This is a genomic window from Collinsella sp. OM07-12 (genome assembly GCF_003438275.1).
Lineage (GTDB): Bacteria > Actinomycetota > Coriobacteriia > Coriobacteriales > Coriobacteriaceae > Collinsella.
The window spans coordinates 44969-71849 of sequence record NZ_QSTQ01000013.1; the positions used below are offsets into that span (position 1 = coordinate 44969).

The window sequence follows — 26881 nt, forward strand, 5'->3', positions numbered from 1 at the left end:
TGCCACCTTTCGATATAAAAAACGCGGCGCTCCGACAAGAGCGCCGCGCGATACGGGCCATCAGATTGCAAAAGTGTAACGCTTGCAACCCCCGTATTGGTTCAATTTAGCCAACCTTAGTCAATCGGATTGAGCGCATCGATCTGCGCAAGCCACAGACGCGAGCTGGCGTCACTCGGCATACGCCAATCGCCACGCGGGCTGAGCGTCACCGAGCCCACCTTGGGGCCGTCGGGCAGGCAGCTTCGCTTAAACTGCTGGGCAAAGAAGCGGCGGTAGAACGTACGCAGCCACGTGTGGACGGTCTTGGCGTCGTAGACGCCCTCGAAGCTCTTGAGCGCCATGCGGTAGATCTTGCCTGGCTCAAAACCAAAACGCAGCAGGTAGTAGAGGAAATAGTCGTGCAGCTCGTAGGGACCCACCAGGTCCTCGGTCTTCTGGGCAATCTCGCCGTCACCCGTGGGCGGCAGAAGTTCGGGAGACACCGGCGTATCGAGGATATCGAGCAGCACCTCGGCGATGCGCCCGCCAAAGACATCGGCCGCATAGCGCACCAGATGGCGCACAAGCGTCTTGGGCACGCTCGCGTTGACGGCGTACATGCTCATGTGGTCGCCATTATAGGTAGCCCAGCCGAGCGCCAGCTCACTGAGGTCGCCCGTACCGATGACAAAACCGCCAGCCTGATTGGCCAGGTCCATCAGAATCTGCGTACGCTCGCGGGCCTGGCAGTTCTCGTAGGTCACGTCCTGCACGGCCGGATCGTGCTCAATGTCCTTGAAGTGCTGTTCCACGGCCGCGTGAATCGAAACCTCACGGAAGCTCACGCCCAAGTTGCGGGCGAGCGACTCGGCATTCGACTTGGTGCGGTGCGTCGTGCCAAAGCCGGGCATGGACACGGCCGTGATACCGGTGCGCGGCAGGCCCAAGGCGTCGAACGCACGCACGGTCACGAGGAGCGCCAGCGTGGAATCGAGGCCGCCCGAAAGGCCGATGACGGCCGCCTTGGTGCCCGTATGGGCAAGGCGGGTCTTGAGGCCCGCGGTCTGCAGATCGAGGATGGTCTCGCAGCGCTCGGCCAGATCGCCATGGTCGGCCGGCACAAAGGGCGCACGGGGGAAGACACGGTCGATGTCGCAGGCGTTGCGCAGGACGGGAGCCTCGGAGAGCGCGCCCTCAAAAGAGAACTCAACGGTCGTGGCCTCCGGCGCATCGTCCGCGCGCGACCACGTCGTCGAGCGGCGGCGCTCGGCAACCAGACGGTCGAGGTCGACATCGGCAACCGCCATGTCGCAGGTGAGAAGCCTGGTCGCAGCAAGCTTGGAGCCGTTCTCGTAGACGAGGTTCTCGCCCGCAAAAACCATGTCGGTCGTGGACTCGCCCTCGCTTGCGTCCGCGTAGGCATAGGCGCAGTACAGGCGCGCGCTCTGATTGGAGATGAGGCTGCGGCGGTAATCTGCCTTGCCGATGATTTCGTCCGAGGCCGACGGGTTGAGGATCACCGTTGCACCAGCGAGCGCCATCTCGGTCGAGGGAGGCGCCGGCACCCACAGGTCCTCACAAACCTCGACGCCCAGCACCAGGTCCTCGGTACCCTCATCGCAGCAGCGGTAGACAAGCCCCGAGCCAAGCGGCACCGGACCCTGACCGGCAAATTCAATCCACACGGGATCGGCCGGCGCCGGAGCAAACCAGCGGCACTCATAAAACTCGCCGTAGTTGGGCAGATACTTTTTGGCCGTAAGGCCCAAAAGCTCGCCCGCACAGCACACGGCCGCGCAGTTGTAGATATTCTCGGCAACTGCAACGGGAAGCCCGATGGTAAAGACAATCGGCAACTCACGAGTCTCGTCGAGGATATGCACCAGAGCAGCCTCGCAGGCATGCAGCAGCGTGCGGTTATGGAACAGATCGGCCGCGGTATAGCCGCACAAGTTAAGCTCGGGCAACACCAACGCGCGAACGCCACGCCCGGCAGCATCGCGAACAGCCGCCAGCGCAACCTCGGCATTGCCCTCGACATCGGCCACGCGAATCTGCGGCGACGCCGCCGCCACACGCAAAAAGCCATCAGACTGAGAAAGGTGAAGATTCATAAGAATGCTCCCGTGCGTAAACGCTATTCAACACAATTAGCAAGCCCTATTGTAGTTCAACCGCCGGGTGGAACCGCATCCCACCAACTTGGTGAGCAATTGATGAGTTGATGGTATCTGTTAAATGTCACGTACGATTCACATCTGGTGGGTACCCTGATGGCTACACGAAACGAAGCAGATTTACACCGGGAGGGCCCCGTATGACAACCAAGTACACCGACGCGCCGCGCACGCGCGTCATGACGCCGGCATCGCTCAACAACGGCGTACACGAGAACCATTCCATTGGACAGACCATGGCCATCGCGCCCAAAAAGGGCCTGTTCGACGACATTTCCATTCCCCAGATCATCGCCGGCGCCGCAGCTGCCGCCACGAGCGTGGCGCTTGCTTCAAAGATCGGCATTGCCGGCTCGGTGATTGGTGCCGCTGTGAGCTCAGTCATCACTGTTGTGTCCTCGCAGGTCTATCGCCACTTTATCTCCGCCAGCGCCGAAGCAATCAAGGGCACGCACGCCGACGTCGACTACCCCGCCGGCGCCTATGAGCCCGTTGAGCCCAATGTCGAGGAGCACCTAGGTGGCGCCGCGACCACGCAGGAGATGCGCCAGGTTGCGGGACGCGCGACCACGGCGCGCGTCGCCCCCAACAGCCTGCGCGCCAAGGCGGCGGCAGAGCGCAGCCAGACACAAAAGAAGGTCATCGTCTTCTCGATCGCCATCGCCATCGTCGCGGTCATCGCCTGCGCCGGCGCCATCCTTATCACCACTGCCGGTGAGGGTCTGGGCGAGCGTCCCGAGCCAATCCTGTCGTCGCGCACGACCGAGAGCGATGCAAATGGCAACACTCAGCCGCAGGATCAGCAGGCACAGACGGACGACACGCAAGACAGTCCTACCTCTGCCAATTCGTCCTCGAACACCCAAAACCAATCGCAGGGCACCGATTCCTCTACGGCCAACAGTGGCACGCCGTCCGGCACGACCGACTCAAGCCAAACGACTGACGGTTCACAGCCGAACACGGGAGGCCAGACGAGCGACACCACGTCGGGAACGGGCGCAGCAGACAGCAGCAACACCAACAGCTCGAACAGCTCGAGCGGAACCGCGTCCGGCACGGCATCCGACAACTCGAGCCAAGGCACGGCATCGGGCAACTAAGCACATTTGCCTCTCATAGATAACCGACCTGTATAACGGGCGCGAATCGACAGCGGTTCGCGCCCGTTTGCCTTGGGCGCCGCCATGGCGAACGCTATGCGATGGTAAGATGCTTTACATGTGTAAAGAGGAGATTTGCCATGAGCAAGACAATAGTTAGGCCCACGCTTTCGCTGGGCAACCACATCTATCTGTATCGACTGCTACGCGATGCGATTGGATGCGGCAAGCAAACGTTTATGACGCAGGTCGAGGAGGCACTCGCCGCGGGCGATATGACGGCCTACGACCTGGGCTTTGAGTCCACGCGCGAGTTGCTCGAGGAGCTTGACGACTGCATTAAGCTGACCGTCTTTAAGGGCGGTCGCCTGTATGCCACGGTCATCGCAAACGAGGCCTGGGATGCCGCACTTGCCAAGGGCGAGGACAAGCCCAAGGCAGTCAAGGGCGCCAAGCAGTCCTACAAAAAGAAAAAGCGCGGTGAGAAGGACCTCAAGGCCGTGCGCCCCAAGCACGTAAAGCGCACCGAGCCAGAAGCCATGGTTGAAGCCGTGCCGGAACCCGAGCCCGAGACAGAGATCGAAGTCGCTATCGAGGTGACGGCAGAAGCCGAAACCGAAATCGCCACCACAACTGATTCCGAAGCCATGTCTGATCAGGAAGCCACTGTTGAGCTCAACGAGACTCCCACGTCGACAATCGAAGAGACGGCTGGCCAACCCGAGGCGCCCGTGTTCCAGAATAGCGATGTCTTTGGCGACAATGCCGAGGACGGTCAGTCTGACGAGCCCGCAGATCAAAACGCTACCGAGGCGACACCGGAGCCCGAGACGCCGCAGCCCGCCATCTCGCTCACGGTCGTCTATGACCCCGAGAACGCCAACGCAGGTATCACCACCATGGCTTCCACGCCCATCGAGGCAAAGCCGAGCGTCGAGCATGAGAACGCTCCGCAAGTCGAGGTCGACACCATGCCCACAGATGCACCCGCTACCGTCGAGTCCACAGATTCCGCGGCGATGCCGAAAGCGGACCCCGAACCCGTGTCCGCTGCCGAACCCGCGTCCGCGCCCGGGATGGCGCCCGTCGATGGGCGGGCCCCTGCACCGGCCACGCCACCAGCCCCCGCACCCACAGCACCGACCATCCCCGAGGACTTCCCCATCGATATCGCAACCGAGGTCTTCTGCCCCGGTCCGTTGCTGCACCAGCTGTCGACCTATCTCCCCTACGGCGCCGATACCCTCGGCATTGTCGGCGAGTACTACTGGATCGCCCGCGAGCGCGGCACCATCGACGTCGCGCGCAACCGAGCGAGTTTCCCGCTGCGCTACACGCAGGACGGCGAGCGCCGCGAGGTTACCGTACGCATCCGCCGCAACACCACCGGCGGTCTCGGAGCCGCCTGGACCATCGATAAAATCGAAGAACCCGAGCAGTAACGACAAACGGCTCAAATCCAAATCAGGATTTGAGCCGTTTAATTGTGCCAATCAGGCCGCACTCAGCTGCAAATGGACACAATACCCATGCGCTTATTTACGAATGAGCGCATATCCCTCAAAGGGGCGAAGCGTCTGCAGGTCCTCAACATCCCCATACGAGTGCAGCAGCACGTCCCACTCCCCTTGAGCCAGCAGTTCCCGGACTTCCGGGCCCACTTCGCTCATACCATCGAAGAAATTGGCAACCACAAGCATCGATCCAGGCGCGGACATGTCTTCGATCGTCGCCACCGACGCATCATAGGGCTCTCCGACAGTAAGATTGCCAAATCGCCCATACGCGAGCACGGGCGCACTGTCCGCGTCAACAAAACGGACCTTGCCCGTCGCCACCACAGGCAACTCGTGCCGCAGCTCATTCACCTGACGATAGAACTCAAAAATTGAATTCGAAACGCCCACTTCGAGCTCCGCCGTTATCTCATCTTGGCTACAATCCTTCGCATCGCGAGCCATCGGAACCCAAGGCTCAGCGATCGAAAAACCATGGTGCACCTCGCCATTCCACTGCATAGGCAGGCGGCCGTTATCGCGCGAATGCATGTTGATGATCGCGAGCGCCTCTTCGGGTGCCTTTCCCTGCTCGAGCAAGATGCGGTAATAGTTGCGGCTCTCGACATCGTTGAACTCTTCGATGCTCGTAAAGTGTGCGTTGGTCGAGCCCAGCTCGTCACCTTGATAGATATAGGGCGTGCCGCGCAACAGGTCCATAAAGAGCGCGAGCATCTTTGCCGCGGGAATGCGCAGGGAACCGTCGGTCCCAAAACGCGAAAGGGCACGTGGCTGGTCGTGATTGTCCCAGAACACGGCATTCCAACCACCGCCCGCCTGCATACCCTCCTGCCAGGCGGCAAGAGTCTTTTGCAACAGCGCAAAGTCAGGAGCCTTGTTTACCCACTTCCTCCCGTTCTCAAAATCGACCTTAAGATGATGGAAGTTGAAGGTCATAGCGAGCTCGTGGTTTTGAGGCTGCGTATATCGAATGCAAGCCTCAAGGCCCGTCGAATTCATCTCTCCGACCGTCATCATGCCCTCGATGCCGCCCTCACGCACCAGCTCCTGGATGTAGCTGTCCACACGCGCACCGTCCGTGTAAAAGCGGCGACCATCGCCCTCGTAGTCGTCTTCCCATGAATCTGGCTTATCGATTAGATTGATTACGTCGAAGCGAAAGCCGTCAACGCCCTTCTCGCGCCAAAAACGCAAGACATCGGCAACCTCATGCCTCACTTCAGGATTTTTCCAGTTGAGGTCGGGTTGGCCCGGATCGAATAGGTGCAGGTACCATTTGCCAACATGAGGTTCCCAGGTCCAGGCGGGACCGCCAAACTTCGATTCCCAGTTGCAGGGAAGCTCACGCGGTGTCCCCTCTTCAAAAATAAAGTAGTCCTGATAGCGCTTGTCGCCCGCGATGGCTCGCTGAAACCACTCATGCTCGCTCGAAACATGGTTAAATACCATGTCGAGCATAAGGCCGATGCCGCGCGCATGCGCCTCGCGCGAAAGCTCTTCGAACTCCTCCATGGTTCCAAATCGCGGATCGATGCTTCGGTAATCGGCCACGTCGTAGCCGTTATCCTTTTGCGGCGAGACAAAAAATGGGGTTATCCAGAGGTAATCGATACCAAGCTGCTTGAGGTAGTCGAGCTTTTGCGTGATGCCGGGCAGATCGCCCCAGCCGTCACCATTAGAATCGTTAAAGCTCTTGGGATAGATTTGGTACACGACCTTATTGCTGATATCAAGCATCGCTCGTCCTCCCTCCAACAGGAAATGTGAAATTCGCGAGCACCGCTGACGAACAAAGCCGCCGCGGCGCTCGTAGGGTTACTGCTCGTAGGGTTACTTATCCTGAGCGGCCAACTCCGCGCGAATCTCGGCGGCACTGGCCTCGGCCTCCTCGCGAATGCCTTTCTTGGAGCCCACGATAACCGTCAGGACAAAAGGAACGACCAGCACGATGAGCATACAAACCGCAAACATCGCCCAGCTGTCAGGCTGCATCGAAAGGATTCCCGGCAGGCCACCGACGCCAACGGCGTTTGCGGTGCAGTTTGTCACCACGCTCAAAAGACCAGCAAGGGAGGAGCCGATCATGGCACACACAAACGGGAACGTGTACTTAAGGTTGACGCCGAACATGGCAGGCTCGGTAACACCCAGGTAGCAAGAGATGATGGCGGGGATATTTACCTGCTGGTCACGATCGTTGGAACGCTGCAGGTACGCCATGCCCAATACAGCCGAGCCTTGTGCGATATTGGAAAGCGCGATCATGGGCCAAAGCATAGTGCCACCAAAATCGGCAATCAGCTGCAGGTCGATGGCGTTAGACATGTGGTGCAGGCCGGTAATAACCAGCGGCGCATAAAACGCACCAAAGAGAGCGCCGAACAGGGCGCGGAACGGGCCGGTGATGCCGGCGTAAATGATGGCGGAGACACCGCTACCGAGCCACCAGCCAATGGGTCCAAGGACAAAGTGGGCGGCCATGACGGCAAGCAGCAGGCTGCAGAATGGAACGACGATCATCGAGACGACCTCGGGCGTGATCTTGCGGAAGAAACGCTCCAAGAAGCCAAGTGTAACTGCGGCGAGAATCGCGGGAATGACCTGCGCCTGATAGCCGATCATATTGACCTGGGCAAAGCCAAAGTCCCACTGCGGAATCTGATCAGCCGGCGTGCCGGCAACGGAATAGGCGTTAAGAAGCTGCCCGGAGATAAGCGTCAAACCCAAAACGATACCGAGCATAGGCGTGCCACCCATCTTTTTGGTGACCGACCAACAGATGCCTACTGGAATGCCAGTATGGAAGACCGCCTCGCCAATCAACCATAAAAAGCTGTCGACGCCAGCCCAAAATTGACTCAGCTGCACGAGCGTCTGCGTACCGTCGCCAAACACATACAGCGAATCGATGCAATTGCGGAAACCGAGAATGAGGCCGCCGACGATAACAGCGGGAATGATGGGTGCAAATACCTCGGCGATAACCGTCATGGCGCGCTGAATGGGATTCTGGTTTTGGACGGCGGCGGCCTTGGCTGCGTCCTTGCTCACGCCCTCGATTCCGGCGATCTCAGTAAACTCCGAATAGTAGGCTTTGACGTCGTTACCAATGATGACCTGGAACTGCCCAGCCTGCGTAAAGCTGCCCTTGGTATAGGGAAGCGCCTCGATACCCGGCACGTCGGCCTTCGATTCATCGTTGAGGACAAACCTCATACGCGTCATACAGTGGCTCACAGCGGCAATATTGTCCTTGCCTCCCACCAGCTCGAGCAGCTTGGTCGCGTCGTCCGCATACTTACCCATGCGTTCCTCCTTCTGCGCTTTTCGACAGAACACTGTAGGTGGCCCACCCGCCTTTAAATGACAACTTATTTGAATAAGTTGTTTGACAGCAACTAGTTTAGCCAGATTGATTCTACGTTTCTTGACTTATTTGAATAAGTTGCTGAACGGTCGATTTTTCACTGCGAACGGAGAGCATCGGATTCGAACGGTATACTGAAATACAACTTATTTAAATGATTCAAAGGACAGCTATGAAGGCCATCTGGCAAGGCATCTACACCGATATCAAAGGCGACATTCTTGAGGGAACGTATCCTTTTCAGTCGTTTCTCCCCTCCGAGGCCCAACTCGTCCAAAAATACGAGTGCTCGCACAACACACTTCGACGCGCCCTCACGGCTCTCGCCGACGAGGGGTTGGTGCAGCCGATCCATGGCAAGGGTGTCCGCGTCATCTGGCGCCCGCGAAGCCGCGCCCTCTTTGAAGTTGGCGGCATCGAGACATACGACGAATCCATCAGGCGCCTGGAGCTTGATTCCGAAACAAAGGTGACGCTCTTTGAGCAAGTCAAAGCCACCGAAAAGGCAGCCCACAGAACGGGGTTTGAAGTCGGGTCAGTTCTCATTCATCTCGAGCGTGTTCGTTCCATAGCCGGTTGCCCAGTCATTCGCGATGAAAGCTATTTTTTGGCAAGCGACGTACAGGGGCTCGATGCCGATAAGGCCTCAAGCTCCATTTATCGATATCTCGAGCAGGACCTTGGCCTTAAGATTGCCCAAAGCCGTCGCGAAATAACCGTCGAACCCGCCACCAAGCGCGACTATGAGCTGTTGGACCTTCCCGAAGGCTGCTACATGGCCGTTATGTCCAACCAAGTCTTTACCGCCGCCGGAGAAATGTTCGAATACACCTGTTCGCGACACCGCCCCGACTACTTTGTCTTTCACGACATCGCTCGACGCAAGTAGCAGCGAAAAACGGCTCAAATCCAAACCCGGATTTGAGCCGTTTTTATTTGTTGATGTCGCGTAATCAACAGCGAGCGGGTCGCAAGTGCCCCAGGTTGCCGTGAAAGAGGAGCGACGCGTACTTCGGTACGCGAGCGACGGCTTGAACGGCAAGATGGGGTGCTTGCGGCCCGCGCAGCGTCGAGCAGTTACGCGGTTTGGTAAAACCGCGTAACAAAACTAGTCACGCGTCAGCTTGCGGTGGATGCGATGCGGCTGAGCTGCGTCCTCGCCCAGGCGCTCGATGCGGTTGGCCTGATAGGCCTCGAAGTTGCCCTCGAACCAATACCAGTTGCCCGGATTCTCGTCGGTGCCCTCCCACGCCAGAATGTGCGTGGCGACGCGGTCCAGGAACATACGGTCGTGGCTAATGACCACCGAGCAGCCCGGGAACTCGAGCAGCGCTGCCTCGAGCGAGGACAGCGTCTCGACGTCGAGGTCGTTCGTGGGCTCGTCGAGGAGCAGCAGGTTGCCGCCCTGCTTGAGCGTAAGCGCCAAGTTCAGACGATTGCGCTCGCCACCGGAGAGCACACCGGCGCGCTTCTGCTGGTCCTGGCCCTTAAAGCCAAAACTCGCCACATAAGCGCGGCTCGGAACCTCGGTCTCGCCGACCATCATGTGGTCCAGGCCGTCCGAGACGACCTCCCATAGGTTCTTATCGGGATCGATGCCGGAACGGTTCTGGTCGACGTAGGAAATCTTGACGGTCTCGCCCACCTCGAGCTCGCCCGAAGTCAGCGGCTCCAGACCCACAATCGTCTTGAACAGCGTGGTCTTACCGACGCCGTTGGGGCCGATCACACCCACGATGCCGTTGCGCGGCAGGGTGAACGAAAGATCGTCGATGAGCACGCGGCCGTCGAACTCTTTGTGCAGGTGATGGGCCTCGAGCACCTTGTTGCCCAGACGCGGACCCACAGGGATGCGGATGTCGGTCCAGTCGAGCTTCTGGCTTGCGCGGGCCTCGGCCTCCATCTCCTCGTAGCGAGCCAGACGGGCCTTGTTCTTGGCCTGGCGGGCCTTGGGCGAGCTGCGCACCCACTCGAGCTCGGCCTCCATGCGCTTGGCGAGCTTGGCATCGCGGTTGCCCTGAGCCTCGATACGCGCGGCCTTGGTCTCCAGATACGTGGAGTAGTTGCCCTTGTAGGGGTAGAGGTGGCCGCGGTCGACCTCGCAGATCCACTCGGCGACGTTATCCAGGAAGTAGCGGTCATGCGTGACGGCAAGCACAGCGCCCTGATAGTTATGCAGGAAGTGCTCGAGCCACAGGATCGACTCGGCGTCCAGGTGGTTCGTGGGCTCGTCAAGCAGCAGCAGGTCGGGAGCCTCGAGCAGCAGCTTGCACAGGGCCACGCGGCGGCGCTCGCCGCCGGAAAGCACGTTAACCGGCATGTCAGAATCGGGCAGCTGCAGGGCGTCCATGGCCTGGCCGAGCTTGGAATCGATATCCCAACCGTCGGCGGCGTCGATCTCGTCCTGGAGCTTGCCCATCTCGGCCATGAGGGCGTCCATGTCGCAATCCGGGTCGCACATCTCCTCGCCGATCTTGTTGAAGCGATCGACTTTGGCGATCATGTCACCAAACGCCATGCGCACGTTCTCGATGACGGTCTTGTCGTCGTCGAGCGGCGGCTCCTGCTGCAGGATTCCTACGGTGTAGCCGGGGGTGAGCCTGGCATCGCCGTTGGAAACTTCCTCGATGCCAGCCATAATCTTGAGCAGGGTCGACTTGCCCATGCCGTTGGGGCCCACGACGCCGATCTTGGCACCGGGATAGAAGCTCAGGGTCACGTCGTCAAGGATCACCTTGTCGCCATGGGCCTTGCGAGCCTGATACATGCTGTAAATGAACTCAGCCAATGTCCGTTTCTCCTTATCTAGCTGCGGAAATCTTCTCCCCCTGTCCGTTTTGGAAAAGCGGGGGGCAATCCGCGCGTTCTAATAAAAGGGGGCATGGTCGCCCACACCCCCTAATACTACCTGGGAAAAGTCCCCCGGAACAAAATATGAACTGCGTACGCTAGTTTTCCGCAACCTTAGCGAACAGCCCGCTGAGACTTGCGCCACAGCAGATACGAGTAGACGTAGGCAGCTCCGGCCAATCCAAACGCCAGCACCGCGATCACTGTGGCGACGACTTCACTCGATAGCACGCTGCCCGCTACACCCATCACAATCAGACCAACGCCCAGCACCATAAAGCAGGCGCCACCAAAACGCTGCGTACGGCGCCAGTTCTCGGGGTCGGCAAGCGCCCAAGGCGTCTTGATGCCCAGCGTGTAGTTTTGCTTCACACGCGGCAGGTAGTTGCCCATTCCAATAAAGAGCAAACCGATAGCGCCCGATACCAGCAAATTGACCGTGCCAGCAGCAGGCACCACACCCCATACGGTAAGCTCCCCCAGCCAGCTTATGGCACACATGGCCAGCGTGAAGGCGATTACGAAACCCTGATAGAACTTGCCCGAAGTCCGATACGCCTCGCCCTTGGGGTCGATGCGCGGCACCACGTAGAACACCGCCAAAAGCACCAGCGGCAGTGCGCCGAGCGCAGAGGCCATCCAACTGGGACCCCAACCGTTAACGGCGCCGCTCGCTCCCCAGTGCGTGGGAATCTGCGCAGGCAAGCTCGGCATCACCATAAGGTGTGCCGCGACATTGGCAACGCACAGCACCACGAGCACGGCCCACACGCGCGGCGATACCCCCGTGGCGTGAATGCCCTTGTTTTCGTTATTCATCCTTACCACCTTCAGTGTTTCTAAAGCTCATAAACCAGCCAATCAAGTCCTGCATGACAGTGGTGTTTAAGCTGTATACGATGTTTTGACCATGACGCTCGTCGGTCACCAACCCAGCGTTTTTAAGCGTCGCCAAATGATGGCTCAATGACGGTTTGCTGATGTCAAAATGCTCGGCAAGCTCTCCGGCCGTACAATTGCCCTCGCGCAACAGTTCCAAAATGTGACGCCGTGTAGGATCGGCCAGCGCTTTAAAACCCTCTCCCGGCATAGGACCTCCTCTCAGTATTTCGTTCGACGCGCACACTATACTCAATATTTAGATATTTGTCTAACTATCTAATCTTATACTCAAAAAAATAGCCGCCCCCGCGTAATGCGAAGACGGCCACTTCTCACGCTACAAACGTGTTTGGGAGTTGGCCAACCCGCGGCAACGGGTGCCACCTGCTTCATCTTATGCGAATCCCGGTCTCGTTTCAACAAACCCCTAGGGCTCAAATGGAATCGCGATAATACCTATAATGGCGATAGCCAAAACACGACCCGCTTCCCCATCGGAGGATATCTATGACCGAAACCGCAGCTGCAGCTCCCGTCGAGACACGCGACACCAAGCTCGAGATTATCATGGGCCGCGAGGCGCTCGATAAACTCGCCAACGCCACGGTGCTGGTGCTTGGCTGCGGCGGCGTGGGCTCCAACTGCTGCGAGGCACTTGCCCGTGGCGGCATCGGTCATTTTGTGATCTTGGACAAGGACATCATCGCGCCCAGCAACATCAACCGCCAGGCTATCGCCTTTCACAGCACCATCGGCAAGCGCAAAGTGGATGTAATGGAAGCCATGATCAACGACATCAACCCCGCCGCCGCTGTCATCAAACGTACCGAATACCTGTTGAGCGACAACATCGATGAGTTCTTCGCAAGTGTTTTGGAGCAGACGGACGGCAAGCTCGACTACGTCGTCGACGCCATCGACACCATCTCGGCCAAGCTCACCATTGCCAAATATGCTCAGGACCACGACATTCATTTGGTTAGCTCCATGGGCGGGGCCAACAAGCTCCACCCCGAATGCCTGCGTTTTGCCGACATTTTTGACACCGTGCGCGACCCTATGAGCCGCATCATGCGCAAAGAGTGCAAAAAGCGTGGCATCAAGAGCCTTCGCGTGTTGTTTAGCTGCGAGGAATCGGTTAAGACACAGCATCGCGACCCTTCCAACATCCACGAGCGTACCGAGCTGGGAACCGCGAGCTTTATGCCGCCCATCATGGGCCAGATGATCGCCGGCGAGGTTATCCGCCAGATCAGCGGACGCGGCACCGAGCGCGTGCGCGCCGACGGCCAGCGCTTGGACTAGCAGGGATGCCGCGATGGAGCCGCAGCTGTTTGATGCACACTGTCATCTTGATTTGATGGCTTGCCCGGATACCGTTGCCGATGAGGCGACGGCACTGGGCCTGGGTCTATTTGACTGCGGCGTCGACCCACGCGACTTCGCGGCAGCAAAAACACGCGCCAGTCACCGCCCGAGCATCATCGCGGGCGTAGGGCTCCATCCCTGGTGGCTCGCCGACGGCCGATGCGGAACCGCCGAAATCAATCTACTTTGCGAAGTCGCTGCACAAGAGCGTTTTATCGGCGAGATCGGGCTCGACTTTTCCGCACGCTTTGTTGGAAGCGAGCCGTTACAAATACAGGCACTTGAACGGCTCTGCGATGCACTTGTGCATCATCCTCTTACCGGGCGCGTGATATCAATTCACGCCGTTCGTTCGGCAGGAACCGTACTGGACGTCCTCGAGTCGCACGGATTGCTCACCCCAAGGCCCGACTCCCCCGTTATCACCTTCCACTGGTTTAGCGGTACCTCGGACGAACTCGTCCGCGCGAGCGATGCAGGCTGCTATTTCTCCGTCAACGAGCGCATGCTCGCCACCAAGCGCGGTCGCGAATATGCCAGACAGATCCCACTCGATTGTCTGCTGCTCGAAACCGACGCTCCTGCCGAACCGCAAGCAGATACAAGCGCGCGGCAGCTCATCACATCGCTAAAAAGCGTCTCCCGGCGCATCGCCGAACTTAAAAACTGCGCCGAGGAGAGCGTCGAATCGACCGTTTTAAGAAATTCGCGCTCCATATTTGACTTCCGCTGATCCCGGTGGGCAAAAAATGCCAAATATGAGTACTGTTGCAAAGCTAGTCACATTATTTTGCGATAAAACAACACCTCGATAATGTACAACCGTTCATTATCGAGGTGTTTTTAGCATGCTTGAGTGCAATTTAACAGGTTTTAATCGTCCCCAGACACTCAACTAAGGCCTCAAAGGCTTGATTTTGCTGTTACCAAAATAGTGACAGTACTCATATTTGGCATTTTTTGCCCACTCGCTCCTAGAAAGCCCCCAACAGACCCCTAAGAAAGCTCAAGCAGCTCCGGCAGCTGGTCGATAATCTTGTCCGCGGCATCCTGGCTAAAGCCAAAGCGCTCCTCGCGCTTGGCAATGACCGTCAGGCCGGCTCGCTTACCCGCGGTAATGCCCGGAACGGAATCCTCAACACAGCAGCAACGGTCCGCAGGCAGCCCCAACAGATCCAGCGCATGCAGGTAGATGTCGGGCTCGGGCTTGCTCTCCTTAAACTGTTCGCCGCTCACCACATACTCAAAGGCATCCGACAGCCCGCATGCATCGAGCACTTCCTCGATGCTGTCCATGGGAGACGAACTCGCCAGCGCCACGCGAACGCCGCGGCGCGGCAACTCTCGAATCGTATCCACAGCGCCCGGGTTAATCAAAGCCTGGTAGTCACGCGGACGCTTATGCGCCCACTCGTCCCAACGGGCCAACGCTTCCTCGCCAGTGAAGTGCCCTTTACCGGCGCGTTCAAACCAATCGACCAGCATATGCAGGAAGAACTGATGCGAGGTGCCAATCTGCCCGTTCAGCTCCTCTTGGGTCAGGTTCAACCCAAGCTCCTTGGCAAACGCGGCAGTCTCCCCCAGGTAGTAATACTCGGTATCGACGATGACGCCATCCATGTCAAAGATAACGGCGTCGAACGGAAATGCGGACACGGCACCCTCCCTAACAAAAGGACGCCCGCGAGCAGGCGCCCGAACCATGCATTAATCGGCGATTCTAACCCAGCAGCTTATCCAGCGCCACCGCAATACCGTCTTCGTTGTTATTGGCGGTCACCATCTGGGCCACAGCCTTAACCTCATCGACGGCGTTGCCCATGGCAACACCGGTGCCGGCCCACTCAATCATGGACTTGTCGTTCTGGCCGTCGCCAAACGATACGACCTCGCTGGCATCGATGCCGAGCTTGGGCAGGGCACCCTCGAGCGCACGAGCCTTGTCGATGCCGGGCGCCGTATATTCAAAGTACCAGTCAGCCGTAAACATACCCGACAGCGTCTGGGTAAAGGGCGCGTACATCTCCTCGTGATGCGCCTGCAGATAGGCCGGATCGCCCGCGGTGAGTAGCTTGTCCACCGAATAGGCATCCGCCACCTCATGAAGGCTCTCGACTTCGCGAATCTTAAGATCGCAGGCGTCGCGCTCGTATTTGACGATATTCTTCTGCGAGCCGTCCGGCAGCGTAATCATGCAGCGATACGAGTCCTCTACATGCAGGTCACGCCCGAGCGAAATCATAGGGATCACGTCAAAGCTGCGAAGATGGTCAATTAGGCGATGCAATTCGTCGACCGGCATGGCCTGGTCGAACAGCACCTCATCGGTCTGGGCATCGACCACGTGCGCACCGTTAAAGGCGACCAGCAGGCCATCGTGGTTGTGGAGATCGAGTTCCTGACCCAGGGCGCGAAGACCCCAGGCGGGACGACCCGAAGCCAAGATGAGCTTAATGCCCGATTCCTGTGCCGCGAGCAGCTTCTCGCGCGTACGCGGGCTGATCACCTTCTGATCGTTGGTAAGCGTACCGTCGATATCCATTGCGATGGCTTTAATTGCCATATGTGCCTCCCTGTCATTGAACAACCTTGTCTGAGCCATCATACAGAACACCCACGGCAGCTCTGTCTGCAACGGGTAAAAAGTCATATTGTCCCGAACATGAACGACGCGTGGTCGTGAAGCTTTATCGCTCAGGTCAAATTCGCCTGCTAACGACGCTCCTCCGTCGGTGCACCCTCGACGATCGCAATGCCCGCCGATGCACCCAACGCGCTAGCGCCGGCCTCGATGAATGCGCAAGCCTCTTCGTAATTATGGATACCGCCCGCCGCCTTGATTGCCACGGAATCGCCGAGCACCTCGTGCATCAGCCGCACGTCCTCGAGCTTAGCGCCGCCAAAGCTTCTGCCAGTCGATGTCTTAAGGAATCCCGGCTTAGCCTCCAGCGCAATCTCACACACACGGTGCTTGGCGGCATCGTCGCCGTCCAGCTTGCACATCTCGACGATCACCTTCTCAGTGATGCCATGCGCGCGACAAAAATCAGCAATGGCAGTCATCTCGCGCTCGATGGCATCAAAATCGCGGTTCTCGACCGACTCCTGATTCAAAACGTAGTCAATCTCGGTAAAGCCGCACGCAGCGTATTCCTCAAACCTCGCAAGCTTCTCCTCAAGCGTCATAGTGCCCTGGGGAAAGTCGATAGCACCGGCAAGGATAATGTCAGAGCCCTCGAGCATTGCGCGACCCGTCTCGTACTCCTGCAGGTTCGCAAATACACAACGGAAGTTGTACTTTAGCGCCTTCTCGACATACTGCTCAAATGTGTCCTCGGGAGCGTCGATATAGTCGATGTATTTATTGATGGGTTTGGCAAGCGTCATGCTGGGCCTCCTTGTTCAGGACCGACAACCGATTTGTGGTTTCACGCGAAATACCACGTTCAATGTACGCCCGATACGCAAGGACAGCGTCCGCATTCCGGCAAGCGGTATGAAATTAGCTGTAGAAGTATATCTACGGAAAGCGAATGGCGCCGCATGCGGATGCCGACAGCCAGGCACCCCCCCCCTCAAGACATCCCCCTCAATACACCCTCATGCCCATTTAAAGAGCAAGGGAGCCTGTATCTGTTGGGATACGGGCCCCTTTCGGCCATGACCTATCTCAGCAACAAAGACTACTTGCGGTGAGCGCGGTAGAACTCGATCGCACCATCTTATCCGAGCCGGGGCACGTTCGCATAGCGTGGCGCGTGACGGTTGCAAAACCACCCCATTTGAAACAAACGCAAAAAAGTACTTGCAAAGACGCGTTCCGACATATAAGTTGATAAAAGGCCGCCGTTGCGGTTTTAAGTAGATCGAGCATATGAAGTTTGAGTTTTAGCGTGTAAGAGAAGGAAGATCGGCAAAGTACAACCCCAAACGCAATGACAACTTAATGAGGTAACTGCCACATGTGAGGCACCTAGGGCATTGCTGTCTCGATTTTGAGCACGATGCCTTCCGCCTTGCATGGGCCGTTCCATCCCGCCCCTGCAGCAACTGCCTCACGGGCTCATTGAAAACCGCATAGCACCCCAACGTCAGCACATCACCCACGGCAAGCACATCACTCACGACAACCAACACATCAACAGACAGCACGAACATCAACCGATTGGAGAAGCTATGACAAACCGCCACGCTGAAGACGGAGATAAGAAAAGCATTCTGGATGCCCGCATTGAGCGAGCATATGCAAACGAATATGACGCTGCCTTTGCCGCCGCGACCATCAAGAACTACGCGTCGCTACCGCTCGCGACGATCTTGGCCGACCACCCTCAACTGCTGAAGCGCTGCACAAAGATCATGGGCGACCCCGACATTCGCAAGCTGACAGACCCCTATGCCCCAAAACGCGACAACGATTCGTACGTTCTTACCGTAGGCTGCCTAGCCCATATGCTTACGGCGCTCGACACGAAACTCAAGCTCGAATGGGAACCCGACGAGCGTCATGAACTCGAAAGCAAGCGGAACACCCTGCGCACCGCACTGTTCCTTCCGTTGGACGGCCTCAAGCGCTGCAACGTCGAGCTCAATACACAGGCGCGGCAAAAGCCCGGGACCACGGGGCAGAAAACTCCAAGACCCCATGCGGCCATCGTCGACCGCAACCGATATAACCGCATGACCGCGCACTTTTCCGCCGAGGGAGCAGCCATAAGGACGCTGATCGACCTGCTGTGCCTCCTGAGCATCAACGAGCTATTTGAGGGCTATCTCGCCCTTGTTCCCGCGACGGCACCCAAGTCGGTAGCAAAGATCATCCAGACCTGCAGACGCCAGTTTGAGCGCCATCGCAATGGCAGCGAGATGAACGCCAGCATCGCGCAGTACTACGCGGCTCATTACAAAAATGACGGATGTGCCCCTGTCGAGCATCAGCTGCGGCTCGCCTACACCACGCCCGCCGCAACGCTCTATCGCTTTGGAGCCCTTGGCGCTTGCGAGCCGCACGAACAGGCAGCCTGCCCAACACCCGAGCTCGATCTCAGGCTCGGACGAACCCTGTAGCCCGCCAGCCCCTCCGCGGGCAACAATCCTATTCCACAACACAACCAACAGAAAGGAGTCCTCATGGACACCAATCATTCCCCCATCATCAGCCCCCTCACCATGCGTGAATCCGCCCGAGGTATCACGCTCACCAGCATTTACGATGAGATGCTCGCCCGTCGCGAGCTCTCCGTCATGGGAAACATCGAAACCCCGATGGCCCACGACCTATGCCAGCAGATCCGCCTGCTCGATGCCACCGACCCCAGCCGCCCCATCACCATATTTGTCGCCAGCGCCGGCGGAAGCGTGCGATCGGGCCTTGCGATCTATGACGCCATGCGCCTCGCATCGTGCCCCATCCGCACCGTCTGTCTGGAATTCGCCGCGTCCATGGGCGCCGTGATCTTTATGGGCGGCGACGATCGCCGTATGGCGCCCCATGCAGAGCTCATGATTCACGACCCGCTGATCCCCCAGGGGGCAGGCGGCTCGGCACTTGCGCTGCAGGAAACCAGCCGGCGTCTCATGGAGACCCGCAAGACCCTCACGCAAATCCTCTCGGACCGCAGCGGCCTCACGCCCAAGCGCATCCAGTCCCTCACTGCAAAAGACACCTACCTTTCGGCCGAGCGCGCCGTCGAGCTCGGCTTTGCCCACGAAATCCTCTCGACCACCAAGGAGGTCGCCCATGTCTAACCTCGCCAGCCGCCTCGCCGCATCTGAGTCCGCATCGTCCACCATCCTCGCCAAGGATCGAACGCTTTCCTGCGACACCCGCCAAACGGGACTCAACAACAACGCACTTGTGATCGGCCCCTCGGGAGCCGGCAAGACCCGAAACGTCCTCAAGCCCAACCTGCTGCAAATGAACGCAAGCTACATCGTGCTCGACACCAAAGGCACGCTCTGTCGTGAAGTGGGACCCGTGCTGGCAGCCCACGGCTACCGCGTGCAATGTCTCAACTTCGCCGACCTCAACACCGTCCCGGCCCTTGCGCCCGGCATCGAGCGCTGCGGCTACAACCCCCTGAGGCACATTCGCCGCAAGGCGGACGGCAGGCCCAACCAGCAGGACATCCTCTCGGTGGCAAAGGCCATCTGCCCCATCGAGGACAACAACCAGCCTTTTTGGGATCATGCGGCGGCAAACCTGCTGTCGTGTCTTATCGCCTACGTCACCGAACAGCTACCCGCCGACGAGCAGACGATCAGCTCGGTCATCAAGCTGATCGAGCACCTGCAGGACGGTGCCACGGGTCGATTGTTTGACGACCTGATCACGACCGACCCCCAAAGCTATGCCCTCTCGCTATGGCGGCGCTACGCCATTACGCAAAATGCCGAGCGCATGCACGCGAGCATCGTCGGCATCCTTGCCGAAAAGGTCATGTGTCTGGGATTCGACGGTGCGGCACAGCTCTATCGTGAGTGCCATCAGGTGGACTTCGCTTCCATGGGACACACCCCCTGCGCCCTGTTTGTAACCGTGAGCGATATTGACCGCAATCTCGATCCGCTGACCGGCCTCTTTATTTCGCAGGCGTTTATGGGCCTCATTCGTGAGGCCGATAGGCAGCCCGACGGCAGCCTGCCCGTGCCCGTGCGCTTTATGCTCGATGACTTCGCAAATCTGCAGATCCCCCAGATCGACAACGTGCTCTCGATTATCCGAAGCCGCAACATCTGGGCAACGCTGCTGCTGCAGTCGACCAACCAGCTCGATGCGCTCTATGGCGAGGCACGCGCACGCTCCGTCATGGGCAACTGCGACACGCATCTGGTGCTGGCGTTCCAGGATCCCGAGAGCGCCCGGGTGTTTTCCGACCGCGCCGACGCGCTGCCCAGCACGCTCATGGCGACGCCGATCGATCGCTCGTGGCTCTTTGTACGCGGTCGCACTCCCGAACAGGTCGAGCGCTTTAGGCTCGAAGACCATCCGCTCTACGGGGAGCTGCCCGAGGCGCAGCGAGGCCATGCGGAGGCCGAGATCTAGGCGCAGGGTTCTCGCAGCGCGCGACGCCCCGGCGATGTTCCACAAAGGCCGTGCGCCCCGGGACCACGGCAAAAGCAAAGGGGCCCGCATCCGATAGGATACGGGCCCCTGACTATAAGGCGCGATACGTTAACAGCAGCGACTACTTGCGATGCGCGCGGTAGAACTCGATGAGTGCCTGGGTCGAAGCGTCCTGCTCGGCCTTGGCGGCGTCGTCATGGAAGGCCGGAGTGATCTGCTTGGCAAGCTGCTTGCCCAGCTCGACGCCCCACTGGTCGTAGGAGTCGATACCCCAGACCGTGCCCTCGACAAACGTGATGTGCTCATACAGGGCGATGAGCTCGCCGAGTGCAAACGGGGTCAGCGTATCGCCGAAGATCGAGGTCGTCGGGCGATTGCCCTCAAAGCAGCGAGCCGGGACGATCTGCTCGGGCGTGCCCTCGGCGCGCACCTCGTCGGCCGTCTTGCCAAAGGCGAGCGCCTTGGTCTGGGCCAAGAAGTTGCCCAGGAACAGCTCGTGGACATCCTGACCGCTGTCGGTTGCGGGGTTGGCAGTGTTGGCGAAGGCGATGAAGTCGGCCGGGACCACCACGGTGCCCTGGTGCAGCAGCTGGTAGAAGGCATGTTGGCCGTTGGTGCCGGGCTCGCCCCAGAAGATCTCACCGGTGTCGGAGGTCACGGCGCTGCCGTCCCAGCGGACATGCTTGCCGTTGGACTCCATAGTGAGCTGCTGCAGGTAGGCCGGGAAACGGTGCAGGTACTGGCAGTACGGAAGCACGGCGTGGCTCTTGGAACCAAAGAAGTTAACGTACCAGACGTTGAGCAGGCCCATCAGCGCGACGGCGTTGTTCTCGAGCGGGGTGTTGCAGAAGTACTCGTCGATGGCGTGGAAGCCCTCGAGGAACTGCTGGAAACGCTCGGGGCCGAGCACGACGATCAGCGACAGGCCCACGGCGGAGTCAACGGAATAGCGGCCGCCGACCCAGTTCCAAAAACCGAAGGCGTTGGCCGGGTCGATACCGAAGGCCTCAACCTTCTCGAGTGCGGTGGAGACGGCGACGAAGTGCTTTGCCACGGCCTCGGCGTTCTGCTCATTGGAGCCGTCGATGGCGCCCTGAGCCTTGAGCTGCTCGAGCATCCAGGTCTTGACTTCGCGGGCGTTGGTGAGGGTCTCGAGCGTGGTGAAGGTCTTGGAGACGATGATCACGAGCGTGGTCTCGGGATCCAGGCCCTTGAGCTTCTCGGCCTGATCGTTGGGATCGATGTTGGAGATGTAGCGGCAGTCGATACCGGCGTCGGCATAGGGACGCAGGGCCTCGTAGGCCATGACCGGGCCCAGATCGGAGCCGCCGATGCCGATGGACACCAGGTGCTCGATCTTCTTGCCGGTAACGCCCTTCCACTCACCGGAGCGCACGCGCTCGGCGAAGGCATACATGCGATCGAGGACCTCGTGCACGTCGGCGACGACGTCCTGGCCGTCGACGATGAGCTGGCCCTTCTCGCTTGCCGGGCGGCGCAGCGCGGTGTGCAGGACAGCGCGGTCCTCGGTGGTGTTGATGTGCTCGCCAGAGAACATGGCGTCGCGGCGCTCCTCGAGCTTCACCTCGCGAGCAAGATCGCACAGGAGCTTGACGGTCTCATCGGTCACCAGGTTCTTGGACAGGTCGAAGTGCAGGTCACCGGCGTCAAAGCTCAGCTTGTTCACGCGCTCGGCATCGGCGGCGAACCAGGCCTTGAGGTCGATACCTTCGGCCTCGAGCTTCTCCTGATGGGCCTCGAGTGCCTTCCAAGCGGCAGTCGACGTAGCATCGATAGGTGCGGCAACAGTTGCCATAGAGTCCTCCTCAGCATACGGGCGCACGCCTCCATGCGCCCGGACATTCAGATGCCACTATTCTAGCGCAGGTCAAGACTACAATCAGCGAGCGTTGCCAATCGGCCCCCAAACGGCAACCGACCAAAAAGGGACAGGTTTATTTTGGCAGGTCAAACGCTTTATCAACCAAAAATAACCCGTCCCTTTATGGCAAATATTAGGCCGCGGCGCACACACTGCCGAGCAGCTCACGCAGAGGAGACCCAATGCCCTCCAGCAGTTCGGGCGCGATAATGGCAAAAACCGGAACCTCACCGGTGCCCACGACAGCAGGCACCTTGCCCTCCGAGACAATGCATCCATAAGGCACAAAGCCGTCTTCGCCGGCATCGAGCGTCGCCATGCGACGGGCGAGTTCGCGTGCAAAGCCGGCAGTATCGGCATCGCCAATCGCCAAGACAAAGTCCACGCCTTCGTCGGTCGCCAGGGCCACGGCTTCGTCGATCGGCTCGTCTCCCCCGTCGCCCTCAACCGAGCCGCAGCGGAAAAGCACGCGCTCGAGCAGAGCTCGATCAAGCGAGCCGAGTGCCGCCGAGACAAGCTCATCGCGCGCGTGCTTGTCGCCACCCAGCACGACCAACGCCTTGGTGCCACCGTAGTGAGCGACCAATCGTCCGCACCAGCGAGCCACGTCTCCATCCGCAACAAGGCGCGTCGGCATACCAAACCCATAATTGACCATCTTTCCCACAACCCCTCCGTGCGTATAGGCGGTATCAATCGTTAGGCCCATGCTACGAAGCGAGGTTTTCCGAGCTGTTTCGCACTCTTTAGAGCCGCGTTAAAAACCCGATGCAGCCGCACGACCATACCTACCAAAACAAACCAGTCCCTTTTTGACAGGTTTTGACGATGTCCGCGCAAGCAGGTATTATCGAACAGGTATTCGATAAGAACATGTGTTTGATGGGAGGGCACGCGTGGAACACGAGCAGCATACCTATATCTGCATCGACCTTAAGACGTTCTACGCCAGCGTCGAGTGTGTCGACCGCGGGCTCGACCCACTCACCACGTGCCTGGTCGTTGCCGACGAATCGCGCGGACGCACGACCATCTGTCTTGCCATCACGCAGGCCATGAAAGACCTCGGGATACACAACCGCTGCCGTCTGTTCGAGATTCCCGACGGCATCGACTACATCAAGGCCGTACCGCGCATGCAGCACTACATGGAGGTGTCGGCGAAAATCTACGGCATCTATCTGGAATACGTGAGCCCGCAAGACATTCACGTCTATTCAATCGACGAGTGCTTTATCGACGTGACGCCCTATCTAGACCTCTACCACACCGATGCCGAAGGGTTCGCCTGCATGTTGCGCGACGAGGTCCTCGCGCGCACCGGCATCACGGCCACCGTCGGTATCGGCCCCAACCTATTCCAGGCTAAGGTGGCGCTCGATATTACCGCAAAGCACGTACCCAGCCGCATCGGCATACTCGATAACGAAACCTTTCGCAAGGAGATCTGGCCGCATCGACCCATCACCGATATCTGGGGTATCGGCCCCGGCGTGGCGGCCCGGCTCGAAAAGTACGGCGTCTACGACCTGATGGGCGTAGCCGCGCTCGACGAAAACCTGCTTTACGATGAACTCGGCGTCAATGCCGAATATCTCATCGACCACGCCTTCGGGCGCGAGCCGACAACCATCGCCGATATCCAAGCCTATCGCCCGCAGGCAACCTCAACCACCACAGGACAGGTGCTCTCAAAGGGCTATGCCTACGAGCAGGCCTACACCGTCTTGCGCGAGATGGTCGACAACGCCGTACTGGACTTGGTCGATAAGCACGTGGTGTGTGACAGCATCTCGCTCTTCGTGGGCTACGCGAGCGAGCGAGCCGACATACGCCGACTCGATGCCAGCGGCACGGCGCAATATGTAGACGGATGCGGACACCTGCGCTCGAGCACGTCAGGTATCGAGCCTACCGCGACCGCCGGCCCCGAACTCGCGCCCCGTGCGCCCAAGCCCGTCCAGCGCGATGACGAACGGCGTCGCCTGGTGCGCGAGGCGCAGGCAATCGACGGCATCTTTGTGGGGGAACACGGCGGCAAACCGCGCGGTGGCTATGCCGCACTCTTCGCACACTCCAACGCCTCGCGAAAACTGCCCGAGCGCACCAATTCATTTAAGAAGATCATGGGTTACTTCGATGAGCTCTGGGCGCAGACTGTCGACCCCAAACGACCGATCAAGCGCATCAACCTGGGCTTTGGCAATCTCATGCCCGAGGAATTCGCTACCGTCGATCTGTTCAGCAACGTCGAGGCCGACGAGCGCGAACGCGATCTGGCGCGCGCCGTGTTGGCCGTGAAAGGCAAGTACGGCAAGAACGCCCTGGTCAAAGGATTGAGCTTTACCGCCGGCGCCACCGCACGCGAGCGCAACGATCAGGTAGGAGGACATCGTGCCTAAGCCCCAACAACAACCGATGCGGCCGCCGACACCATTTGAGCGCCTGGCGGACCCCGAGGGAAGACGTCGTTCCGCCGACCCCAAACTCACCGCCAACGGCGCCGTTCGCGCCGGGCGCGCCGCGCAGTTTATGCCCTTCGCCGCTCTCACGGGATACTACGAGCTCGTACGCAAGCAAGAAATCACTGTCGAGCCCAAATGCGAACTCACGGAAGAAAAAGCCCTCGAGCTTTCGAAAAAGCTCGAGGGCCTCAAACGCGGCGACTTGGTTCGCGTCACCTATTACGATACGTACGGTTATCGTAGCCGTACCGGCATTCTCGATGAAGTGCTCCCCGCATTCAAGCTGCTCAAACTTAAGGATATCGCCATTAACTTCGACGATATCCAAGACGTGGAGCTGCGCGGCCGAGCCCAATCGAACGCCTCGGCCTCGATGCGAGCGACTAGAGCCTCATGACGTAATAACCCGCGCCCCTTACCACGGCCTCAAGCGTCTCGCGGCCAATCGGATACTTCGAGCGCACGCGCGCTGTGTGGTCCGCAAACGTCACCGTTGCCCACACGCCATGCAGCGCATTAAGGGCATTCTCAACGTTGTGCGCGCAGCCATCACAACTCATGCCGCCAATGAGCAGCTCATCGCAGTAGGGGTAGTGAGATTTGTCGGTATCGGCCACCACGACCCTTTTAACTTTTTTGCCACTCGAGCCATCGCTGCAGCAGCTTTTGCCGCGCGTCGATGCGACAATGCGGCGCAGTCCAAAGAACATACCGACGGCAATTACGGCCAGTACGATGATATTCGCAGGGTAAGCAGATCTTCCATGCGCTTCCCTTTCCTTATAGTCCACATCAGAGATACCCCCATGGGGTGGGCCTATCTTACCCCATGCTCATGTCAGTTCAATCAAATAGTTTCCTATTTCTTACTTTTTAGTTTACCTAGACTTACTTTTGTGTATAAGTTTTCCTAGATTAACAAGTGAGGACTCAAAAGGGGAACCATGACTCGAACCATAGACATTCCAACGCTTCAGGCAGCAGTCGTGCGCAACTGCTCCCCCACCCTCGCAGGCATCAACCGGCATCGCTCTTTACCTATCCCGGCATCTATGCCCATCAGGATGGCTCGAGTGCGACCGCGCCGATCGCCGATCAACGCGCACGCCTGCTCAACGTCATCGCCCAGTGCAACCACAAACTCGACCCACTCGGCATCCACCTGAGTGTTTTGGTCTGGCGCCCCTGCGGGGCGCTTGTGTACGCATATCGGCCCCATAGCCTCGCCACATACCTTGCGGACCCGCGCGCCAAAACGGCGCTCGCCAAGGAGGGCTACGACACCGACAATCTGCCAATATGTCTCGCACGCCTGGCATCACGCATCGCGCTCGCGAGCACTAACGCCGCGGAATGCGCCTGCGACCAGGCACGGTGTGCATTGGACCATCAAGCCCGCTGCAATAACAGCTGCACCTGTGAGTTCCCCCACGAAATTGGCTACTTTTTGGGATACCCCTACGACGACGTCCATCAGTTCATCGTCCAGCATGGCGAAAACTATAAGGTCTTTGGCGCATGGAAGGTATACACAAACGTTGAGCAGGCGCTCACGACCTTCGATTCCTATCGCGCATGCACGCAATACCTTACCTACATCTATCAACAGGGCTGCACCCTGGGACAACTTGTCCAGGCAACCCGATAGAGCATACAAAACACGGCCGCACGCCGCACAACCGAAAGGAAAACATATGAGCAAGATCGCCGTCGTCTACTGGAGCGGTACGGGCAACACCGAGGCCATGGCAAACTTCGTTGCCGAGGGCGCAACCGGTGCCGGCGCCGAGGCAGAGGTCATCTCCTGCGCCGACTTCTCCGCAGACAAGGCCGCCAGCTATGACGCCATTGCCTTCGGCTGCCCCGCCATGGGTTCCGAGGAGCTTGAGTACGACGAGTTCCAGCCGATGTGGGATGAAGTCAAGGAAATTCTCGACGACAAGAAGGTCGTCCTCTTTGGCTCTTATTCGTGGGCCGAGGGCGAATGGATGGACAACTGGAAGGCAGATGCCGACGAGGCAGGTGTCAACGTCGTCGATTCCGTCATTTGCTACGATGCGCCCGACGATGAGGGCGAGGCGGCCTGCAAGGCCCTGGGAGCGGAGCTGCCCTAACGAAGCCGTCAGAAAGTCGCAAGACAACTGACAGCCGAGCACCGCACAACAACAGTCGCTCATGCCCAAATCAGAACCACCCTTAAAAAGGGTGGTTTGCTCTTAGGG

Annotated in this window: 24 protein-coding genes; 12 read left to right on the forward strand and 12 right to left on the reverse strand. The window is 59.0% G+C overall.

Translation table 11 applies throughout. The annotated features are described in order from the left end of the window. Window positions 1–116: 116 nt before the first annotated feature. Window positions 117–2096, reverse strand: coding sequence for an NAD(+) synthase (locus DXB98_RS06100; protein WP_117743494.1), 1980 nt, complete (start codon window positions 2094–2096; stop codon window positions 117–119). Between the two features lie 203 nt (window positions 2097–2299). Between DXB98_RS06100 and DXB98_RS06105 the strand changes: the two genes are divergently transcribed. Together DXB98_RS06105 and DXB98_RS06110 are read left to right on the forward strand one after the other, a co-directional pair. Next, window positions 2300–3262 carry a hypothetical protein gene (locus DXB98_RS06105; RefSeq protein WP_117743495.1) on the forward strand — a complete coding sequence of 321 codons (963 nt, stop codon included), beginning with the start codon at window positions 2300–2302 and terminating at the stop codon, window positions 3260–3262. 140 nt (window positions 3263–3402) lie between these two features. Further along, on the forward strand, window positions 3403–4704 hold the full coding sequence (locus DXB98_RS06110; RefSeq protein ID WP_117743496.1) for a hypothetical protein: 1302 nt from the start codon (window positions 3403–3405) through the stop codon (window positions 4702–4704). A 93-nt stretch (window positions 4705–4797) separates the two neighbouring features. Here DXB98_RS06110 and DXB98_RS06115 read toward each other — a convergent pair whose 3' ends face one another. After that, window positions 4798–6516, reverse strand: a complete 1719-nt coding sequence (locus tag DXB98_RS06115; RefSeq protein ID WP_117743497.1) for an alpha,alpha-phosphotrehalase — start codon at window positions 6514–6516, stop codon at window positions 4798–4800. 93 nt (window positions 6517–6609) lie between these two features. Further along, the gene (gene treP, locus DXB98_RS06120; RefSeq protein WP_117743498.1) at window positions 6610–8085 is read right to left on the reverse strand and encodes a PTS system trehalose-specific EIIBC component; all 1476 of its coding nucleotides are present in this window, start codon (window positions 8083–8085) and stop codon (window positions 6610–6612) included. Between the two features lie 233 nt (window positions 8086–8318). Between treP and DXB98_RS06125 the strand changes: the two genes are divergently transcribed. Continuing rightward, complete coding sequence (locus DXB98_RS06125) at window positions 8319–9035, forward strand: UTRA domain-containing protein (RefSeq protein ID WP_117743499.1); 717 nt, start codon at window positions 8319–8321, stop codon at window positions 9033–9035. Between the two features lie 219 nt (window positions 9036–9254). Here the strand turns inward: DXB98_RS06125 and ettA are convergent, their stop codons facing one another. The 3 genes from ettA to DXB98_RS06140 form a co-directional block, all read right to left on the reverse strand. Continuing rightward, the gene (ettA, locus tag DXB98_RS06130) at window positions 9255–10934 is read right to left on the reverse strand and encodes an energy-dependent translational throttle protein EttA (RefSeq protein WP_117735284.1); all 1680 of its coding nucleotides are present in this window, start codon (window positions 10932–10934) and stop codon (window positions 9255–9257) included. Between the two features lie 176 nt (window positions 10935–11110). Then, complete coding sequence (locus DXB98_RS06135) at window positions 11111–11815, reverse strand: SdpI family protein (RefSeq protein WP_117743500.1); 705 nt, start codon at window positions 11813–11815, stop codon at window positions 11111–11113. After that, entirely contained in the window at window positions 11808–12086 is a 279-nt protein-coding gene (locus DXB98_RS06140; RefSeq protein WP_117735286.1) for an autorepressor SdpR family transcription factor, read from the reverse strand. Before DXB98_RS06140 ends, DXB98_RS06135 begins: the two co-directional genes overlap by 8 nt. 299 nt (window positions 12087–12385) lie before the next feature. Here DXB98_RS06140 and DXB98_RS06145 point away from each other — a divergent pair, with 299 nt between their 5' ends. Both DXB98_RS06145 and DXB98_RS06150 read left to right on the forward strand, forming a co-directional pair. After that, a complete protein-coding gene (locus DXB98_RS06145; RefSeq protein ID WP_117743501.1) occupies window positions 12386–13183 on the forward strand; it encodes a ThiF family adenylyltransferase in 798 nt (265 codons plus the stop codon). 13 nt (window positions 13184–13196) lie between these two features. After that, window positions 13197–13979, forward strand: coding sequence for a TatD family hydrolase (locus DXB98_RS06150; protein ID WP_117743502.1), 783 nt, complete (start codon window positions 13197–13199; stop codon window positions 13977–13979). A gap of 263 nt (window positions 13980–14242) precedes the next feature. On the opposite strand, the gene DXB98_RS06155 is transcribed toward DXB98_RS06150, so the two are convergent. The 3 genes from DXB98_RS06155 to deoC all read right to left on the reverse strand — a co-directional run bounded on the left by DXB98_RS06155 (window position 14243) and on the right by deoC (window position 16633). Next, the gene (locus DXB98_RS06155; protein ID WP_369831387.1) at window positions 14243–14902 is read right to left on the reverse strand and encodes an HAD family hydrolase; all 660 of its coding nucleotides are present in this window, start codon (window positions 14900–14902) and stop codon (window positions 14243–14245) included. A gap of 64 nt (window positions 14903–14966) precedes the next feature. Continuing rightward, the gene (locus DXB98_RS06160) at window positions 14967–15809 is read right to left on the reverse strand and encodes a Cof-type HAD-IIB family hydrolase (protein WP_117743504.1); all 843 of its coding nucleotides are present in this window, start codon (window positions 15807–15809) and stop codon (window positions 14967–14969) included. A 149-nt stretch (window positions 15810–15958) separates the two neighbouring features. Beyond that, window positions 15959–16633 carry a deoxyribose-phosphate aldolase gene (deoC, locus tag DXB98_RS06165; RefSeq protein ID WP_117743505.1) on the reverse strand — a complete coding sequence of 225 codons (675 nt, stop codon included), beginning with the start codon at window positions 16631–16633 and terminating at the stop codon, window positions 15959–15961. Between the two features lie 789 nt (window positions 16634–17422). Here deoC and DXB98_RS06170 point away from each other — a divergent pair. The 3 genes from DXB98_RS06170 (at window position 17423) to DXB98_RS06180 (ending at window position 20291) form a co-directional block, all read left to right on the forward strand. Beyond that, window positions 17423–18313, forward strand: coding sequence for a hypothetical protein (locus DXB98_RS06170; protein WP_117743506.1), 891 nt, complete (start codon window positions 17423–17425; stop codon window positions 18311–18313). Between the two features lie 63 nt (window positions 18314–18376). Further along, window positions 18377–18994 (forward strand): ATP-dependent Clp protease proteolytic subunit, encoded by a 618-nt coding sequence (locus DXB98_RS06175; protein ID WP_117743507.1) that lies wholly within the window; start codon window positions 18377–18379, stop codon window positions 18992–18994. After that, the gene (locus DXB98_RS06180) at window positions 18987–20291 is read left to right on the forward strand and encodes a VirD4-like conjugal transfer protein, CD1115 family (protein ID WP_117743508.1); all 1305 of its coding nucleotides are present in this window, start codon (window positions 18987–18989) and stop codon (window positions 20289–20291) included. The genes DXB98_RS06175 and DXB98_RS06180 overlap by 8 nt, the downstream gene beginning before the upstream one ends. 142 nt (window positions 20292–20433) lie before the next feature. Here DXB98_RS06180 and pgi read toward each other — a convergent pair whose 3' ends face one another. Both pgi and DXB98_RS06190 read right to left on the reverse strand, forming a co-directional pair. Beyond that, window positions 20434–22128: a glucose-6-phosphate isomerase gene (gene pgi, locus DXB98_RS06185; protein WP_117743509.1), complete on the reverse strand. Its 1695-nt coding sequence runs from the start codon at window positions 22126–22128 to the stop codon at window positions 20434–20436. Window positions 22129–22327: 199 nt separating this feature from the next. Further along, window positions 22328–22852, reverse strand: a complete 525-nt coding sequence (locus DXB98_RS06190; protein ID WP_158567363.1) for an iron-containing alcohol dehydrogenase — start codon at window positions 22850–22852, stop codon at window positions 22328–22330. Between the two features lie 238 nt (window positions 22853–23090). On the opposite strand from DXB98_RS06190, the gene DXB98_RS06195 reads away from it, so the two are divergent. Further along, window positions 23091–24596, forward strand: a complete 1506-nt coding sequence (locus tag DXB98_RS06195) for a DNA repair protein (protein WP_233505109.1) — start codon at window positions 23091–23093, stop codon at window positions 24594–24596. After that, window positions 24589–25056 carry a hypothetical protein gene (locus tag DXB98_RS06200; RefSeq protein ID WP_233502234.1) on the forward strand — a complete coding sequence of 156 codons (468 nt, stop codon included), beginning with the start codon at window positions 24589–24591 and terminating at the stop codon, window positions 25054–25056. Before DXB98_RS06195 ends, DXB98_RS06200 begins: the two co-directional genes overlap by 8 nt. On the opposite strand, the gene DXB98_RS06205 is transcribed toward DXB98_RS06200, so the two are convergent. Further along, on the reverse strand, window positions 25043–25450 hold the full coding sequence (locus DXB98_RS06205) for a heavy-metal-associated domain-containing protein (RefSeq protein WP_117743511.1): 408 nt from the start codon (window positions 25448–25450) through the stop codon (window positions 25043–25045). The two genes, DXB98_RS06200 and DXB98_RS06205, sit on opposite strands and share 14 nt — an antisense overlap. Window positions 25451–25581: 131 nt before the next feature. Here DXB98_RS06205 and DXB98_RS06210 point away from each other — a divergent pair, with 131 nt between their 5' ends. Beyond that, window positions 25582–26307, forward strand: coding sequence for a DUF3793 family protein (locus tag DXB98_RS06210; RefSeq protein WP_117743512.1), 726 nt, complete (start codon window positions 25582–25584; stop codon window positions 26305–26307). A gap of 46 nt (window positions 26308–26353) precedes the next feature. Beyond that, complete coding sequence (locus DXB98_RS06215) at window positions 26354–26773, forward strand: flavodoxin (protein ID WP_117743513.1); 420 nt, start codon at window positions 26354–26356, stop codon at window positions 26771–26773. Window positions 26774–26881 lie beyond the last annotated feature (108 nt).